Below are 17,185 nucleotides of genomic sequence, written 5' to 3' on the forward strand. Positions count from 1 at the left end.
ACCTGCCATGGCAAAGCCCCACGCTTTTGCGCCGCGCGCCACCGCGCGCCCACAACCGTCCCGTGCCCTGGTGGCGGTGGGTTTTTCGCTGGCCCTGTTGGCGGCCGCACTCTGGCCCCGGCTGGCCGGCGCCGAAACGGCTGCCCCCAAGAAGCCGGTGCCGGCCAGCAAGCCGCAGGTGAAGCGCACCGTGGCAGCGGCGGCGCCGATGGCCAAGCCGGCCGCGCCGGAGCCGGTGGTGGTCGAAGCCCCGCTCACCGCCAACGAGCTGGCGGTGGCGGCCCAGGTGCATGTGGGCGCCCTGCCTTGCGAAATGGGCAAGGTGGTCCGCATGGAGCTCGACGCCACCACCCCTGGCTTTTTCCGGCTGCACATCGACCAGCAGCGTTTCCGTCTGCGTCCGGTCGAAAGCCGCACCGGTGCGGTGCGCCTGGAAGACCCGCAGCAGGGCGTGGTCTGGATACAGCTGGCCAACAAGTCCATGCTGATGAGCCAGAAACTCGGCCGCCGTCTGGCGGACGAGTGTGCTGGCGAGTCGCAGCAGCAGGTGGCCGCCGCCCTCAAGCTCAACCCGGCACCGAGTTTGCTTGACCCCTTGCCGGTGCCCGCGCCCACCGTTGCCGCGGCCTTGCCTGCCCCGACCCCCACGCCGGCGGTGATGGCCACCGATTGCCGCCGACCCGCGAACACCCCCTCTTTACCCTCTGGAGTTGAAACATGTTGAAAGCCTACCGTGACCACGTGGCCGAACGCGCCGCACTGGGCATCCCGCCGCTGCCGCTGGACGCCAAACAAGTTGCCGCGCTGATCGAGCTGATCAAGGCCCCCCCCGCCGGTGAAGACGCCTTCCTGCTGGACCTGCTGACCCACCGCGTGCCCCCGGGCGTGGACGATGCCGCCAAGGTCAAGGCCAGCTTCCTGGCCGCCGTGGCCCACGGCGACGAGAAGGTCGCGCTGATCTCCAAGGCCAAGGCCACCGAGCTGCTGGGCACCATGGTGGGCGGCTACAACGTGCACCCCCTGATCGAGCTGCTGGACGACGCCGAAGTGGCGGCGGTGGCGGCCGAGGGTCTGAAGAAGACCCTGTTGATGTTCGACTTCTTCAACGACGTGGCCGAAAAGGCCAAGGCCGGCAACGCCAAGGCCAAGGAAGTCATCCAGAGCTGGTCCGAGGCCGAGTGGTTCACCACCCGCCCCGAAGTGCCCAAGTCCATCACCGTGACCGTTTTCAAGGTGCCGGGCGAGACCAACACCGACGACCTGTCGCCCGCGCCCGACGCCTGGAGCCGTCCCGACATCCCGCTGCACTACCTGGCCATGCTGAAGAACACGCGCGAAGGCGCGGCCTTCAAGCCCGAGGAAGACGGCAAGCGCGGCCCGATGCAGTTCATCGAGGACCTGAAGAAGAAGGGTCACCTGGTGGCCTACGTGGGCGACGTGGTGGGCACCGGCTCCAGCCGCAAGTCGGCCACCAACTCCGTGATCTGGGCCACCGGCCAGGACATCCCCTTCGTGCCCAACAAGCGCTTTGGTGGTGTGACCCTGGGCGGCAAGATCGCCCCCATCTTCTTCAACACCCAGGAAGACTCCGGCTCGCTGCCCATCGAGGTGGACGTGTCCAAGCTGGAAATGGGCGACGTGGTCGACATCCTGCCTTACGACGGCAAGATCGTGCGCAACGGCGAGACCGTCGTCGAATTCCAGCTCAAGAGCGATGTGCTGTTCGATGAAGTGCGCGCCGGTGGCCGCATCAACCTCATCATCGGCCGCTCGCTGACCGCCAAGGCGCGTGAGTTCCTGGGCCTGCCGGCCTCCACCGTGTTCCGCCTGCCTCAGCCGCCGGCCGCCACCCAAGCCGGTTTCACGCTGGCCCAGAAGATGGTCGGCCGCGCCGTGGGCCTGCCGGAAGGCCAGGGCGTGCGCCCCGGCACCTACTGCGAACCCAAGATGACCACCGTGGGCAGCCAGGACACCACCGGCCCCATGACCCGCGACGAGTTGAAGGACCTGGCCTGCCTCGGCTTCAGCGCGGACATGGTGATGCAGTCCTTCTGCCACACCGCGGCCTACCCCAAGCCAGTGGACGTCAAGACCCACCGCGAGCTGCCCGCCTTCATCAGCAACCGCGGCGGCGTGGCCCTGCGCCCGGGCGACGGCGTGATCCACAGCTGGCTCAACCGCCTGCTGCTGCCCGACACCGTGGGCACCGGCGGCGATTCGCACACCCGTTTCCCCATTGGCATCTCCTTCCCGGCCGGCTCCGGCCTGGTGGCCTTCGGCGCCGCCACCGGCGTCATGCCGCTGGACATGCCCGAGTCGGTGCTGGTGCGCTTCAAGGGCAAGATGCAGCCGGGCGTGACCCTGCGCGACCTCGTGCACGCCATCCCGCTGTACGCCATCAAGGCCGGTCTGCTGACCGTGGCCAAGGCCGGCAAGAAGAACATCTTCTCCGGTCGCATCCTGGAAATCGAAGGCCTGCCCGACCTCAAGGTGGAACAAGCCTTCGAGCTGTCCGACGCCTCGGCCGAACGCTCCGCCGCGGGCTGCACCATCAAGCTCAACCCCGAGCCGGTCAAGGAGTACCTGACCAGCAACGTGGTGCTGATGAAGAACATGATCGCCGACGGCTACGCCGACAAGCGCACCCTGCAGCGCCGCATCGAGAAGGTCGAGGCCTGGCTGGCCAAGCCCGAACTGCTCGAAGCCGACAAGGACGCCGAATACGCCGCCGTTATCGAGATCGACCTGGCCGACATCACCGAGCCCATCCTGTGCTGCCCCAACGATCCGGACGATGCCAAGACCCTGTCCGAAGTGGCCGGCACCAAGATCGATGAAGCCTTCATCGGTTCGTGCATGACCAACATCGGCCACTTCCGCGCCGCCGCCAAGCTGCTCGGCGGCACCCGCGACATCCCTGTCAAGCTGTGGGTGGCCCCGCCCACCAAGATGGACGAAAGCGAGCTGATCAAGGAAGGCCACTACGCCAACTTCGGCGCCGCCGGTGCCCGCACCGAAATGCCGGGCTGCAGCCTGTGCATGGGCAACCAGGCCCAGGTGCGCGAAGGCGCGACGGTGGTGTCCACCAGCACCCGCAACTTCCCCAACCGCCTGGGCAAGAACACCAACGTGTTCCTGGCCTCGGCCGAGCTGGCGGCGATCGCGTCCAAGCTGGGCAAGATCCCGACCGTGGCCGAGTACCACGCGGCCATGGGCATCATCAACAAGGATGCCGCCGACACCTACCGCTACATGAACTTCGACCAGATCGAGGAATACGCGGACGTGGCCAAGGGCGTGAGCGCCTGACCACCAGCGTCTGCGCTGCCATGAACCAACGGCCCTTCGGGGCCGTTGGTCTTTTGGGGCTCACCCCGGCGCGCTGGTGGTGAGCTCCGCCAGGTGCCGCCGCAAGGCCGCGGCCGTGGCCTCGTCGCCCGGGAAAAAGGTCTCCAGGGCCAGCTCCTGCAGGGTGATGTCCACCGGCGAGCCGAACACGGTGGTGGTGCTGATCAGGTGCAGCAGGCCGTTGGGCGTGTGAAACAGGAAGGGCATGAGCACCCCGGGGTGCTCGCCGTCCAGGTGCTTTGCCACGTCGTCGGGCTGTGCCGGGTAGGCCAACAGCTCCTGGAGCAACGCTGCCAACGTGGTGTCGCCGGTCTGCTGGATCTGCTGGCGCAGACGGGCGAACAGGTGCTCGCGCCACTGGTTGAGGTTGGCGATGCGCGGCGCCAGGCCGCCCGGGTGCAGGCTCACGCGCAGCAGGTTCACCGGCCCCTGCAGCAGCTCGGGCGCCACGCCCACGAGCAGCGGCGCCACCATGCGGTTGGCCATCACCATGTGCCAGTGGCGGTCGAAGGCGACGGCGGGCCAGGGCTCGTGGCTGTCCAGGAGATGTTGCACGGCGCGCCGCGCGGCGGCCATCGACGGGTCGTCCAGCCGGTGTTCCCGGTACATGGGCGCGAAGCCCGCCGCCACCAGCCAGGCGTTGCGTTCGCGCAGCGGCACGGCCAGCCGCTCGCACAGGCGCAGCACCAGCTCGCGGCTGGGGCTGGCCTTGCCGGTTTCCACGCAGCTCAGGTGGCGCGTGGACAGCTCGGCCTCGCTGGCCAGGTCAAGCTGGCTCAGGCGCCGCAGCTGGCGCCAGTGACGCAGGTGGTCGCCCACGCCCGCGCGACGTGGGGGCGGTGAGGTGGAGGTGGGTGTGGTGTGCATGGGCGCATGGTAGGGCGTCCGCGTCCCGGGTCCATGACCTGCGGGGTCATGGACCCCATGCCCGGCTGGGTGGAGCATGGCGGCTCCTGTCCACCTTTTCAAGGAGTCCACCATGTTGAATCTGTCTGTCCCCGCCCTGCGTCGCGTGCTCTGGCTGGATGCGTCCAGCGGCCTGGCCATGGCCCTGGCCCACTTCGGCATGTCCGGGCAGCTGTCCCGCTGGCTGGGCCTGCCGCCCGCGTGGCTGCTGGTGTCCGGACTGGTGGTGCTGGGGGCCGCGCTGCTGTCGGGCAGCCTGGCTTGGCGCGCCGCGCCACCGGCGGCCGGTGTGCGCCTGCTGGCGGTGGGCAACTTCGGGTGGGTGGCCGCCAGCGTCTGGGCGGTCTGGGGCGCCGGCCTGGCGCTCACCACACTGGGCGTGGCCTGGGTGCTGGCACAGGCGGCTTTTGTGCTGGTGCTGGCCGAGCTGGAATGGGCCGGCAGCCGCCGCGCACCGGCGATCTTGATGGGTGCCTGACACGGCTTCGGATGTCAAGCGCCGCCGCCGGCGGGCTATGGCGCGTTGACAACAGCGGCGGTGGAAAGCCCACCGCCGCCGCCGAAAGTGTCAAGAATCGGAAACATCGCGGGGCCGCCGGCCCCCGGGATGCTTTTTGCGCCGTACCCACCATGATGCTGTTTGCCACCACGGTTTTTCTGTCGGCCTTTCTGCTGTTCCAGATCCAGCCCATCGTGGCCAAGATGATCCTGCCCTGGTTCGGCGGCGCGTCATCGGTGTGGAGCATCTGCCTGGTGTTCTTCCAGGCCGAGCTGTTGCTGGGCTACGCCTATGTGCACTGGCTGCACGAGCGCCTGGCGCCGCAGCGCCAGATGCTGGTGCACGGCGCGTTGCTGCTGCTGAGCCTGGCCACGCTGCCGGTGGTGGCCAACCCGGCCTGGAAGGACGTGGCCCAGGCCCATCCCAGCCTCAGCGTGCTGGCGGTGCTGGCCACCACGGTGGGCGCGCCCTACCTTCTGCTGTCCACCACCGGTCCGCTGATGCAGGCCTGGTACGCGCGCTCGGCCGCCATGGCCAGCGGCGGCGTCCAGCCCTACCGCCTCTACGCCCTGTCCAACCTGGCGTCCATGCTGGCTTTGTTGTCCTACCCGGTGCTGGTCGAGCCCTTCATGGCGGTGGCCGACCAGGGGCTGGGCTGGTCGGCGGGCTACGCGGTGTTCGTGTTGTCCTGCCTGGGCACCGCCGCCATGACCTGGCGCCGTGGCCGCACCCAGCCGGACAGCGGCTCGGCGGACACCGATCCCGGCCCCCCGCCCGGCTGGCGCGAATGCCTGCTGTGGGTGGGCCTGGCCGCCACCGCCTCGGTGCTGCTTCTGTCCATCACCCGCCACCTGACCCAGGACGTCGCGCCCGTGCCCTTCCTGTGGGTGCTGCCGCTGAGCATCTACCTGCTGAGCTTCATCCTGTGTTTCGATGCGCCGCGCTACTACGTGCGCCCGCTGTTCCTGACGGCGTTGCCCCTGGCCTTCCTGGCGCTGGACCACGTGATGAACAGCGGTGCCGACGTGCCGGTGCTGATCACGCTGCTGTGTGTGTCCCTGTTCGTGTTCTGCATGGTCTGCCACGGTGAACTGGTGCGGCGCAAGCCGCCGGTGCGCCACCTCACGCTGTTCTACCTGATGCTGTCGGTGGGCGGCGCGATGGGCGGCATGCTGGTGGGGCTGGTCGCGCCCGCGCTGTTCAACGCCTATTACGAATTGCCGCTGGGCCTGTTCGCCTGCGCGGCCTTGCTGCTGGTGGTGCTCTGGTCCCCGTTGCAGCGGCATTGGCGCGTGCTCCTGCTGATTGCCCTGCTGGCCTATGGCGCCCGGCTGGTCGAGATATCGCTGAGTTATGTGCAGGGCTACCGCGCCGTCATGCGCAACTTCTACAGCCAGCTGCGGGTGGAAGACAGCGTGGACGAGAAGCTGGGCCCGGTGCGGGCCATGTTGCACGGCCGCATCAACCACGGAGAACAGGCGCTGGCGCCCGCGCACCGGCGCCAGCCCACCGCCTACTACTGCGAGCGCTCGGGCATAGCCCGCGCGCTGCGCAGTCTGCCGCAGGACCGGCCGCTGAAGCTGGGCGTGGTCGGCCTGGGCACGGGCACGCTGTCGGTGTACGCGCGGGCCGGCGACGAGATGCGGGTCTACGAAATCAACGACCAGGTGCTGGCGCTGGCCCGGCGCGAGTTCAGCTACCTGGCCGACAGCCCGGCACGCATCGTGCCCCTGCTGGGCGACGGCCGCCTGGTGCTGGAGCGCGAAGCGCCGCAGGGCTTCGATCTGCTGGCCATGGACGCCTTCTCGGGCGACTCCATCCCCACCCACCTGCTCACCATCGAGGCCGTGCGGGCCTACCTGCGCCACCTGCGCCCCGACGGCCTGCTCGCGGTGCACATCACCAACCGCTACCTCGATCTGCAGCCCGTCATGGCCAGCGCGGCGGCGGCCACCGGCAAGGTGGCCCTGGCCTACGACCTCGATCCGGCCGACGACGACCTGTACTGCCGGCATTCGGTCTGGGTCTTGTTCGTGTCGCCGCAGCAGGCGGCGCGGCTGCCCGCCGGCCTGGCCGATGGGGCGGTGCTGGCCGTCAAGCCCGGCTTCAAGCCCTGGACCGACACCTTCTCCAACCTGCTCACCATCCTCAAGTGACAGCCCGGTCCCGCAGCCACTGCGCCAGCGGCAACGGGCGGGCGAAGTGGTAGCCCTGCAGGCCGCCGCAGTCGCTGGCCGACAGGAAGCGGGCCTGCGCCTCGGTCTCCACGCCTTCGGCCACCACCCGCAGGCTCAGGTGGCTGGCCATGGAAAGGATGGCGCGCACGATGCCGGTGTTGCCGGCGTCGTGTGGCACGTCCTGCACGAAGCCCTTGTCGATCTTGATCTCGTACAGCGGCAGGCGCCGCAGGTAGGCCAGGCTGGAGTAGCCGGTGCCGAAGTCGTCGATCGAGAAGCGGATGCCCAGCGCGACCAGCTCGGCCATGCGCGCCACCGTGTCGTCGAAGTGTTCGATCAGCAGGCCTTCGGTGACCTCGAACACCAGCCGGTCTGCCGGCGCGCCGGTCTCCGTCAGCACCTGGCGCACCTGGGCCACGAAGTCCTCTGCGTGGAACTGGCGCGGGCTCACGTTGACCGACAGCGTGTGGTCGCTGCCCGACGCTCGCAGGCGCGCCAGGGCCTCGCAGGCCTGGCGCAGCACCCATTGGCCCAGCGGCACGATCATGCCGCTGGCCTCGGCCACCGGGATGAACAACATCGGTGAAACCAGGCCACGCCGGGGGTGGTGCCAGCGCAGCAGCAGCTCGGCGCCGACCTCGCGCCCCTGGCCGTCCACCTGCGACTGCGCGTGGGCCTCGAACTGCTGCTGTTGCAGCGCGTCCTTGAGGTCCTGCTCGATCGCCAGGCGCTCCTCGACCTCGGCCTGCATCTCGATCTGGAAAAAGGCCGTGCGGTTGCGCCCGCCAGCCTTGGCCCGGTACATCGCCGTGTCGGCCTCGCGCAGCAGGTCATCCACCGCCGTGCCGTGGCGCGGGAACAGCGTCAGGCCGATGCTGCCGGTGGTCGAGTAGCGCGAGCCCTCGATCTCGTGCGGACGGTCCAGCGCCGCGCGCACCTTCTCGGCCACCGCCATGGCGCCGTGGGCCGCCTGTTCGGCGTGGGTGCCCAGGTCGCTGATCAGCACCACAAATTCGTCGCCACCCAGGCGGGCCACCGTGTCCTCGCCGCGCAGCAGTTCGGCCAGGCGCTGGGCCACTTGCTGCAGCAGCGCGTCGCCCACCGAGTGGCCACGCGCGTCGTTGATGTGCTTGAAGTGGTCGAGGTCGAGGAACATCAGCGCGCCGAACTGCCCAGTGCGCTGGGCCGAGGCCAGCGCGTGGCCGATGCGGTCGGTCAGCATGCGCCGGTTGGGCAAGCCGGTCAGGGCGTCGAAGTAGGCCAGGCGGTGGGTGTGTTCCTCGGCCGCCTTGCGCTCGGTGATGTCGGAGATGAAACCGTGCCACACGATGCTGCCATCGGGCAGTGCCTCGGGCATGGCCTCGCCGCGGCGCCAGCGCAGGCCCTGCTGCGGCAGCACCACCCGGAATTCCAGCTGCCAGGGCGTCAGTTTTTCGACCGATTGCATCACCGACTGCTGCAGCATGGGGAGGTCGTCCGGGTGCACGCGCTGCCGGATCAAGCTGTTCTCGCGCATCTCCTCGGCGGTGTACTCCAACATGTTCCAGATGCCTTCGCTGGCGTAGGGCATGCTGAAGTGCCCGTCCGGGTGGCGCTGCAGCTGGTAGATCACGCCGGGCACCCGGCGCGCGAGGTTGTTGAGCAAATCCAGGCTCTGCTTGAGCCTGCGCGCCCATTGCTCGCGTTCGCTGATGTCTCGGAACATGAAGCTGGCGCGGGCTTCGCCACCGGCATCGGCGTAGTAGACCGAGCTGACCTCGACCTCGAAACGCTCGCCGTTGCCCCGGTACATGGCAATCACGCCGCGCGCCTTGCCGTGGCGCTCGCGCTCGTCCAGCAGGGGCTGCAGCCGGGGGTCGTCCATGACCAGGATCTGTTCGCGCGGACGCTGGAGGATCTCGGCCTCGCTCAGGCCCAGCATCTGGCAGGCGGCGGGGTTGGCCGACAGCACCGCGCCGCCGGGGCGTGTCTCCAGCAGGCCGTCCATGCTGGTGTTGAACAGCAGCTCGAAACTGGCCTGGGTGGCCTGGCGCTCACGTTCGGCGCGCTGGCGTTCACTGAGGTCGGTGTTGGTGCCCGACAGCCGCACGGCGCGGCCGTGCTCGTCGCGCAGGATGTGGCCACGCGAGAGCACCGGCACGTAGCTGCCGTCGCGGTGGCGCAGCCGGAACTCGGCCGCGTAGTGGGTGGCGGTGCTGCGGATGGCGGCCTTGAAGTCCTGGGCCACCCTGTCCTGGTCGTCCGGGTGGATCAGGGACTCCCAGTCGAGGTGGGCCTGCGGCCGCTCGCCCGAGGTGTAGCCCAGCATGGTCCAGCCGCGCTCCGAGTTGTAGCGTTCACCGGTGCGCAGGTCCCAGTCCCACCAGCCATCGTTGGCGCCCTTGAGCACCAGCTCCAGCCGTGTTTCCCGCAGTTGCACCTGCTGCTGCAGATCCTGCAGCGCCTGGTGTTGTTGGGCCATGTCTTTCAGTGCCGCGCCGAGGATGGCGTTGTGCCGGCGCAGCTCGAGGTGGGCCATCACCTGGTGCGACAGCACCCGCAGGGCCTCGCGCTCCTGTGGGCTGAACTGCCGGGGTCGGGAGTCGATCACGCACAGCGTGCCCAGCGCGTGCCCTTCGGTGGTCCACAGTGGGGCGCCCGCGTAGAAGCGGATGTGGGGTTGCTGCGTGACCAGGGGGTTGGCGGCAAAACGCGCGTCCTGCTGCGCGTCTTCCACCACCATCACCTCTCGGCCGCGTATCGCCTGGTCGCAGAAGGCGATGTCGCGCGGGGTTTCCTGCACCGCCATGCCGACGCGCGACTTGAACCATTGCCGCTCGCCGTCGATCAGCGAGACCAGGGCGATGGGCGTCTGGAACCAGCGCGCGGCCAGCTGGGTCAGCTCGTCCAGCGCCGCGTCCGGCGGCGTGTCCAAGACATGAAAGGCCCGCAACTCTGCCAGCCGTGCGGCTTCAAGGCGCTCGGTGTCGGTTGGCTGAGGGGTGGCGGGTTCGGTGGCCACGGGGGCAGGCATACAGGTGGAGACGGGTGCGAGCCCAGTAAATGACACCTGAATTTAACACTCAAGCCCCCAGCCAGGGGGTGCCATGGTTTCGTGTGCCCTGGCCAGGGTGGTGCCGGTCAGTGGGGGCGCACCCGTTGCCGCAGCCAGGCCGCCAGGGGCTCGGGACGGGCAAAACGGTAGCCTTGCATCACCGGGCAGCCGCTGGCGGCCAGAAAACGCGACTGCACCTCGGTCTCCACGCCATCGGCCACCACGTTCAGCTTGAGGTGCCTGGCCATGGCGAGGATGGCGCGCACGATGGCGGTGTCGCCCGCGTCCTCGGGTGTGTCCTGCACAAAACCCTTGTCGATCTTGAGTTCGTACAGCGGCAGGCGCTTGAGGTAGGCCAGGCTGGAGTAGCCGGTGCCGAAGTCGTCGATGGAAAAACGCAGGCCCATGGCCACCAGCTCGTCCATGCGCGCCACGGTGTCGTCGATGTGTTCGATCAGCAGGCCTTCGGTGACCTCGATCACCAGTTGCCCGGCGGGGGCGCCGCTGCGTGCCAGCACCTCGCGCATCTGGGCCACGAAGTTGTCGGTGTGGAACTGGCGCGGGCTGACGTTGACCGACAGGGTCAGCGGCCGCCCGGCCGCCTGCAGGCGCACCAGGGTGTCGCAGGCCTGGCGCAGCATCCACTGGCCCAGCGCCACGATCAGGCCGCTGGCCTCGGCCACCGGGATGAACTGCGCCGGCGACACCAGGCCACGTGTCGGGTGGTGCCAGCGCACCAGCAGTTCGGCGCCCACCTCCCGGCCCACGCTGTCCACCTGCGACTGCGCGTAGGCTTCGAGCTGCCCGCCCAGCAGCGCCTCCTTGAGGTCCTGTTCGATGGACAAGCGCTCCTCCACCTCGGCCTGCATCTCGATCTGGAAGAAGGCCGTGCGGTTGCGACCGTCGGCCTTGGCGCGGTACATGGCGGTGTCGGCCTCGCGCAGCAGGTCTTCGACCGCGCTGCCGTGGCGCGGAAACAGGGTCAGGCCGATGCTGCCGGTGGTGGAGTAGCGCGCGCCTTCGATCTCGTGCGGGCGGTCGAGCGCGGCGCGCACCTTCTCGGCCACCGCCAGTGCGCTGCGTGCCGCCTGATCGGCGTGTGGGCCCATGTCGCTGATCAGCACCACAAACTCGTCGCCCCCCAGGCGTGCCACCGTGTCCTCGGCGCGCAGCAGCCGGTTGAGGTTGTGGGCCACCTGCTGCAGCAGGGCGTCGCCCACCGAATGACCGCGGGCGTCGTTGATGTGCTTGAAGTTGTCCAGGTCGAGGAACATCAGCGCGCCAAACTGCCCGGTGCGCTGGGCCGAGGCCAGCGCGTGGGCGATGCGGTCGATCAGCAGGCGCCGGTTGGGCAGGCCGGTGAGGGCGTCGTAGTAGGCCAGCCGGTGGGTGTGCTCCTCGGTCTGCTTGCGTTCGGTGATGTCGGAGATGAAGCCGTACCAGACCACACAGCCGTCGGCCAGCCGCTCGGGCATGGCGTCGCCCAGGCGCCAGCGCAGGCCCTGCTGGGGCAGCCGCACGCGGAACTCGTGGTGCCACGGCGTCAGGCTGCGGGCCGACACCTCGACCGAGTGCAGCAGCGCGCTGATGTCGTCCGGGTGGACGTGGCGCAGGAGGATGGTCGGGTCTTGCTTGACCTGCTCGGGCGTGTGTTCGTAGATGGCCCACATGCCCTCGCTGGCGTAGGGCATGGTGAGGTGGCCGTCAGGGTGCAGCTGCATCTGGTAGAGCACGCCGGGCACGCGGCGCGCCAGGCTGTTGAGCATGTCCAGGCTGTCCTTGAGGCGCTGTTCCCAGCGGTGGCGTTCGCTCACGTCGCGGAACACCAGGCTGGCCCGCTGCTCGCCGCCCGGGGTGGTGTAGCTGGCGGTGGTCACCTCCACCTCGAAGCGCTCGCCGTTGCCGCGGATCATGGTGATCTCGCCACGCGCCCGGCCCAGGCGCTGGCGCTCGCCCAGCAGCTGGCTCAGCCGGGGGTCGTCGGCGGCCATCAGCTCGTGGGGGTCGCGCTGGCGGATCTCGGCCTCGCTCAGGTCCAGCATGGCGCAGGCCGCCGGGTTGGCCGACAGCAGCTCGCCGTCGGGGCGGGTCTGCATCACGCCGTCCATGCTGGTGGCGAACAGCAGCTCGAAGTTGGCCTGCGTGGCCTCGCGCTCGCGTTCGGCGCGCTGGCGTTCGCTGAGGTCGGTGTTGGTGCCCGACAGGCGCAGCGCGTGGCCCCGCTCGTCGCGCAGGATGTGGCCACGCGAGAGCACCGGCACGTAGCTGCCGTCGCGGTGGCGCAGGCGGATTTCGGTCGCGTAGTGGGTGGCCGGGCTGCGGATGGTGGCCTGCAGGCTGGTGGCCATGGCCAGCCGGTCCTCGGGGTGGATCAGTTCTTCCCAGATGGTTTCGTAGGGCGGGTGCTCGCCTTCGGGGTAGCCCAGCATGGCCCAGCCGCGGGCCGAGTGGTGGCGCTCGCCGGTGCGCAGGTCCCAGTCCCACCAGCCATCGTTGGCGCCCTTGAGCACCAGTTCCAGCCGGGTTTCGCGGGCGTGCATCTGGTGCTGGAGTTCCTGCAGCTGGCGGTGCTGGGTGGCCTGCTCGTCCAGGGCCGCTTGCAGCAGGGCATTGCGCCGGCGCAGCTCCAGCTGGTTCATCACCTGGCGCGACAACACGGCCAGGGCGGCGCATTCGTGTGCGGTGAACTGGCGCGGCTCGCGGTCAATCACACACAGCGTGCCCAGCGCGTGGCCGTCGGGTGTGCGCAGCGGCGCGCCGGCATAAAAGCGCATGCCGGCCTGGCCGTGCACCAGCGGGTTGTCGCGAAAACGCGGGTCGTTGCGGGCGTCGCTCACCACCGTCACGCCGCTGTCGCGCATGGCGTGGTCGCAAAAGGCCAGCGAGCGGGGCGTCTGCGCCACCGCCACGCCCACGCGGGACTTGAACCACTGGCGCTGTTCGTCGAGCAGGGAGACCAGGGCGATGGGCACCTGGAAGATGCGGGCTGCGAGCTGGGTCAGTTCGTCCAGGGCGGCGTCGGGTGGGGTGTCGAGCACCGCGTAGCTGTGCAGCGCCGCCAGCCTGGCGCGTTCAACCGCGTCGTCGGGTGGGGGGGCCGAAGGCCAGGAGGCGGGGCGGTTCGGTGGCACGGCGAACGGGATGGTGTGCCAACCAATCTATCACCCGCTCTTCGACCCCGACCGCCGGCCAGACCACCCCAGCCGCCCATTCGTCGATACGGCCCGGGCGCTCAGGGGCTGCGTCGCGTCGGCGCGGCCGCACTCCAGCGCTCGTCCCAGTCGGCCGGGCCGTCATGCCCCTGGCGCAGGGCGTCCATGTGGCGGCGGTCGCGTTTGGTCGGGCGGCCTTCGCTCAGATCCAGCGCGGGCTCGGGCGCCAGGCGGCGCTGCTCGGCCTGGGCCAGCCGTCGCGCCACCGAGTCGGCGTTTTCCTCGTAGAGCAGGGCGGCCTGCGGCGCTGGGCCGCGCACGCCGCTGATGGCGCGCACCACCACGGTCTTGAGCACGGGGCCCTGGGCCACCTCCAGCTCGTCGCCGATCCGGACCTCGCGCGCCGGCTTGACGGGTTGGCCGTTGACGCGCACGCGGTGTTTCTCGATCGCCTCCACCGCCAGCGCGCGGGTCTTGAAGAAGCGGGCCGCCCACAGCCATTTGTCCAGGCGCAGGCGCTCGGTGCTGGCCGGGTGGTCGGGTGGGATGGCGGGGCTGCGGGGGCTCATCGTGTCGGGTCCTCGTCAGAAGGGCGGGCCAGGGGCAGCCGCACGCAGGCCTCGAGGCCCACGGTGCGGCCGTGGGCGCGGCGGTTGTCCAGCGTGATCTCGCCGCCCAGCGAGCGCGTGATTTCCTGGCAGATGGCCAGGCCCAGCCCGCTGCCGCCGGGCAGCGCGCCGGGCTGCGCGTGGCGCGCGAAAGGCTCGAACAGGTGGGCCCGCAGGCTGGCCGGGATGCCCGGTCCGCTGTCGGCGATGGTGAGCGCCGCGGTGCGCTCGTCGCACACCAGGCGGATGTCCAGCGTGGCCGCGGCCGGGATGTGTTTGATGGCGTTGTGCAGCAGGTTGCGCGCCAGCTCGCGCAGCGCCCATTCGTGGGCGCGCACGGGCGCCGGGTCGGTGGCGATGGCGAAGTCCAGCTGGCGCTCGGCGATCAGCGGCGCCAGGTCCAGGGCCACGTCGCGCACCACCGTGGCCCAGTCGAGCACCGGGGCGTCGTCCTGCTGGCGCAACTGCTCCACCTTGGCCAGCGACAGCATCTGGTTGGCCAGCTCGGTGGCGCGGTTGACGGTGTGTTCGATCTCGCCCAGCGCGAGCATGGGGTCGACGTCGCCACGCCGGGCCGACTGCACCTGGGTCTTGAGCACCGCCAGCGGGGTGCGCAGCTGGTGGGCGGTGTCGCGCACGAAGCGCTTCTGGTGGCTCAGCAGGTGGGCCAACCGGGCCATGTGCTGGTTGGTGGCTTCCACCAGCGGGCGCACCTCGCGCGGGGCTTCGCTGGCCTGCAGGGGCGTGAGGTCGCTGTCGCTGCGGTCGGCCAGCGCAGCGCTCAGGCGGCGCACCGGGCGGGTCGCGCGTTGCACCACCAGCACCACCACGCCGGCGATCACGGCCAGCAGCAGAGCCTGGCGCCACAGGGTGTCGACCAGCATCTGGCGCGCCAGGGTCTGGCGCAGCTCCAGCGTTTCGGCCACCTGGATGGTGACCATGCCTTGCCCGCCGGGGCCGGACACCGGCTGCAGCAGCACGGCGATGCGCACCGGCTCGCCCCGGTACTGGCCGTCGTAGAAGTCCACCAGGGCCGCGTACAGGCTCTTGGTCGGCAGTTCGCCGCGCCACAGCGGCAGGTCGTCGAAGCCTGAGACCATCTCGCCCTCGAAGCCGCTGACGCGGTAGTAGAGGCGGCTGCGGTTGTCGGCCTCGAAGGGCTCCAGCGCCGAGTAGGGCAGGGTGGCGCGCACCCGGGCCTGTTCACCCTGACCCACCATCTCCAGCTGTTCGCCGATCGATTTGGCGGTGGCCAGCAGGGTGCGGTCGTAGGCAGTGTCGGCGGCGCGCAGCGCCTGGCGGTACAGCACACCGCTGTTGACCAGCACCAGCAGCAGCACCGGCACCAGGATACCGATCATCAGCTGGCTGCGCAGCGAGTGCGCCTGCCACCAGTGTGAGAGCCTGTTCATGATCTCAACGAGGTCACGCAAGTGCCTTTTAGGGATGGGCTGCCAGGCGCGAAACGCAGACGGGCCGGTGGCCCGTCGAGGCTTTGCAACGCCGCAGAGCGCCCGAAAAGGCGCCTGCCCTGCGGGTTGGAACGAAATCGGGCGATTTGCCCACCCATCCCCTTGCATGGGCATGAGCCCATGCGGCGGGTCTGTGCGGTCAACTCATCCCGATTGCGTTCCAACGTGACCCCGTTGAGATCATGAGCAGGCTCTGCGAGGTGGTTCATGCCGGCGCCTTGAGCAGGTAGCCCAGGCCCCGCAGCGTGACCAGCTGCACGCCGGTGTCCGCGATCTTCTTGCGCAGGCGGTAGACCACCACCTCGATGGCTTCGTACTGCACCTCGCTTTCGCCCGGAAACACCAGCTCGAACAGGCGCTCCTTGGCGATGGCGTGGCCGGGCCGCGCCAGCAGGGCGCGCAGCAGGGCCAGTTCGCGCGGCGCCAGGTCCAGCGCCTGGCCATGGTGGTAGACCGCGCCGCTGCCGGCGTCGCAGTACAGGCCGCCGACCATGGCCGTGGGCTCCGCCGCGGGCGGGGGCGCGCCGGCCGCGCGGCGCACCAGGGCACGCACGCGGGCCTCCAGCTCATCGAGGTCGAAGGGCTTGGGCAGGTAGTCGTCGGCGCCGGTGTTCAGGCCCAGGATGCGGTCGCCCACGGTGCCGCGGGCGGTGAGGATGAGCACCGGCGTGCGCAGGCCGGCGGCACGCGCCTGTGCCAGCACCTGCAGGCCGTCCAGCCCGGGCAGGCTCAGGTCCAGCAGCACGGCGTCGGGGCGGATGCTGCGCCACATGTCCAGCGCGCGCAGGCCGTCGTCGCAGGTGTGCACCGCCATGCCCTGGCGCTCCAGCGCGCGCTGCAGCGTGGCACGCATGGTGGGGTTGTCTTCGACCAGCAGCAGCTTCATGTGCAAACCATACCAGCCGGCACGCGCGGGCTCGCCAGGTGGGTGGATGACCTAGGGTTTCCACGGGGGTGGTGGACAGTGGACTGACAGCCTCGCGGGTCAACATCCGTGTCGTCCGAACAACCCTCAGGAGACACGCATGCGTCGAGATACCTTCCTCAAGTCCCTGGCCGCCCTGGCGGCTTCCGGTGCCCTGCCCCTGTCGGCCTGGGCCGCCGCCAACGTGAAGATGATGATTCCCGCCAACCCTGGGGGCGGCTGGGATTCGACCGGCCGCGCGCTGGGCAAGGCGCTGCAGGACGCGGGCGTGGCCGCCTCGGTGACATACGAGAACAAGGGCGGCGCGGCCGGCGCCATCGGCCTGGCGCAGTTCTTCAACGCCAGCAAGGGCGACCCCAACGCCATGATGGTGATGGGCGCCGTGATGCTGGGCGGCATCATCACCGGCAAGCCGCCGGTGTCCATCACCCAGGTCACGCCGATCGCGCGCCTGACCACCGAATACAACGTCTTCGTGCTGCCCGAGAACTCGCCCTACAAGAGCATGGCCGAGGTGGTGGCGCAGATGAAGAAGGACCCGGGCAGCGTCAAGTGGGGAGGCGGCTCGCGCGGCTCCACCGAACACATCGCCGCGGCCATGATCGCGCGCGAGGCCGGCGTCGATGCGGCCAAGATCAACTACGTGCCCTTCCGTGGCGGTGGTGAAGCCACGGCGGCCATCCTGGGCGGCAACGTCACCGTGGGCGGCAGCGGCTTCAGCGAGTTCCAGCAGTACATCGAGGCCGGCAAGATGAAGGCCATCGGCGTGACCGCGCCCGCCCGCATCAAGGGCATCAACGTGCCGACCCTGAAGGAGCAGGGCATCAACGTCGAGATCGGCAACTGGCGCGGTGTCTATGGCGCCGCCGGCATCACCCCGGCCCAGCGTGACGCGCTGACCGAGATGATCGTCAAGGCCACCAAGAGCAAGGCCTGGGCCGAGGCGCTGGACAAGAACGGCTGGACCCCGGCCCTGCTGACCGGCAAGGCGTTCGATGAGTTCGTGGACCGCGACTTCGCCGGCCTGCGTGCCATCATGGTCAAGTCCGGCATGATCTGACGCG

11 protein-coding genes are annotated in these 17,185 nt (G+C 69.7%); 5 read left to right on the forward strand and 6 right to left on the reverse strand.

Features of this window, described 5'->3' with window-relative positions:
• The first annotated feature begins 7 nt into the window (after window positions 1-7).
• Window positions 8-724 (forward strand): hypothetical protein, encoded by a 717-nt coding sequence (locus tag AAHB17_RS00105; protein WP_342128365.1) that lies wholly within the window; start codon window positions 8-10, stop codon window positions 722-724.
• Window positions 718-3,309, forward strand: coding sequence for a bifunctional aconitate hydratase 2/2-methylisocitrate dehydratase (gene acnB, locus AAHB17_RS00110; RefSeq protein ID WP_342128366.1), 2,592 nt, complete (start codon window positions 718-720; stop codon window positions 3,307-3,309). The genes AAHB17_RS00105 and acnB overlap by 7 nt, the downstream gene beginning before the upstream one ends.
• Window positions 3,310-3,369: 60 nt before the next feature.
• Here the strand turns inward: acnB and AAHB17_RS00115 are convergent, their stop codons facing one another.
• Window positions 3,370-4,215: a helix-turn-helix domain-containing protein gene (locus tag AAHB17_RS00115; RefSeq protein WP_342128367.1), complete on the reverse strand. Its 846-nt coding sequence runs from the start codon at window positions 4,213-4,215 to the stop codon at window positions 3,370-3,372.
• 112 nt (window positions 4,216-4,327) lie between these two features.
• Between AAHB17_RS00115 and AAHB17_RS00120 the strand changes: the two genes are divergently transcribed.
• Window positions 4,328-4,732: a hypothetical protein gene (locus AAHB17_RS00120; RefSeq protein WP_342128369.1), complete on the forward strand. Its 405-nt coding sequence runs from the start codon at window positions 4,328-4,330 to the stop codon at window positions 4,730-4,732.
• Between the two features lie 152 nt (window positions 4,733-4,884).
• Window positions 4,885-6,909: a spermidine synthase gene (locus AAHB17_RS00125; protein ID WP_342128370.1), complete on the forward strand. Its 2,025-nt coding sequence runs from the start codon at window positions 4,885-4,887 to the stop codon at window positions 6,907-6,909.
• Here the strand turns inward: AAHB17_RS00125 and AAHB17_RS00130 are convergent.
• The 5 genes from AAHB17_RS00130 to AAHB17_RS00150 all read right to left on the reverse strand — a co-directional run bounded on the left by AAHB17_RS00130 (window position 6,902) and on the right by AAHB17_RS00150 (window position 16,082).
• Entirely contained in the window at window positions 6,902-9,931 is a 3,030-nt protein-coding gene (locus tag AAHB17_RS00130) for a bifunctional diguanylate cyclase/phosphodiesterase (protein WP_342128371.1), read from the reverse strand. The two genes, AAHB17_RS00125 and AAHB17_RS00130, sit on opposite strands and share 8 nt — an antisense overlap.
• A 119-nt stretch (window positions 9,932-10,050) precedes the next feature.
• Window positions 10,051-13,095: a bifunctional diguanylate cyclase/phosphodiesterase gene (locus AAHB17_RS00135; RefSeq protein ID WP_342128373.1), complete on the reverse strand. Its 3,045-nt coding sequence runs from the start codon at window positions 13,093-13,095 to the stop codon at window positions 10,051-10,053.
• A gap of 101 nt (window positions 13,096-13,196) precedes the next feature.
• On the reverse strand, window positions 13,197-13,685 hold the full coding sequence (locus AAHB17_RS00140; RefSeq protein WP_342128374.1) for an RNA-binding S4 domain-containing protein: 489 nt from the start codon (window positions 13,683-13,685) through the stop codon (window positions 13,197-13,199).
• The gene (locus AAHB17_RS00145) at window positions 13,682-15,136 is read right to left on the reverse strand and encodes a sensor histidine kinase (protein ID WP_342128375.1); all 1,455 of its coding nucleotides are present in this window, start codon (window positions 15,134-15,136) and stop codon (window positions 13,682-13,684) included. Before AAHB17_RS00145 ends, AAHB17_RS00140 begins: the two co-directional genes overlap by 4 nt.
• Before the next feature lie 265 nt (window positions 15,137-15,401).
• The gene (locus tag AAHB17_RS00150; protein ID WP_342128376.1) at window positions 15,402-16,082 is read right to left on the reverse strand and encodes a response regulator transcription factor; all 681 of its coding nucleotides are present in this window, start codon (window positions 16,080-16,082) and stop codon (window positions 15,402-15,404) included.
• Between the two features lie 139 nt (window positions 16,083-16,221).
• Here AAHB17_RS00150 and AAHB17_RS00155 point away from each other — a divergent pair, with 139 nt between their 5' ends.
• On the forward strand, window positions 16,222-17,181 hold the full coding sequence (locus AAHB17_RS00155) for a tripartite tricarboxylate transporter substrate binding protein (protein WP_342128377.1): 960 nt from the start codon (window positions 16,222-16,224) through the stop codon (window positions 17,179-17,181).
• The last annotated feature ends 4 nt before the right edge of the window (window positions 17,182-17,185 follow it).

Origin of the sequence: Hydrogenophaga sp. OTU3427 (assembly GCF_038440225.1) — a bacterium.
GTDB lineage: Bacteria > Pseudomonadota > Gammaproteobacteria > Burkholderiales > Burkholderiaceae_C > Hydrogenophaga.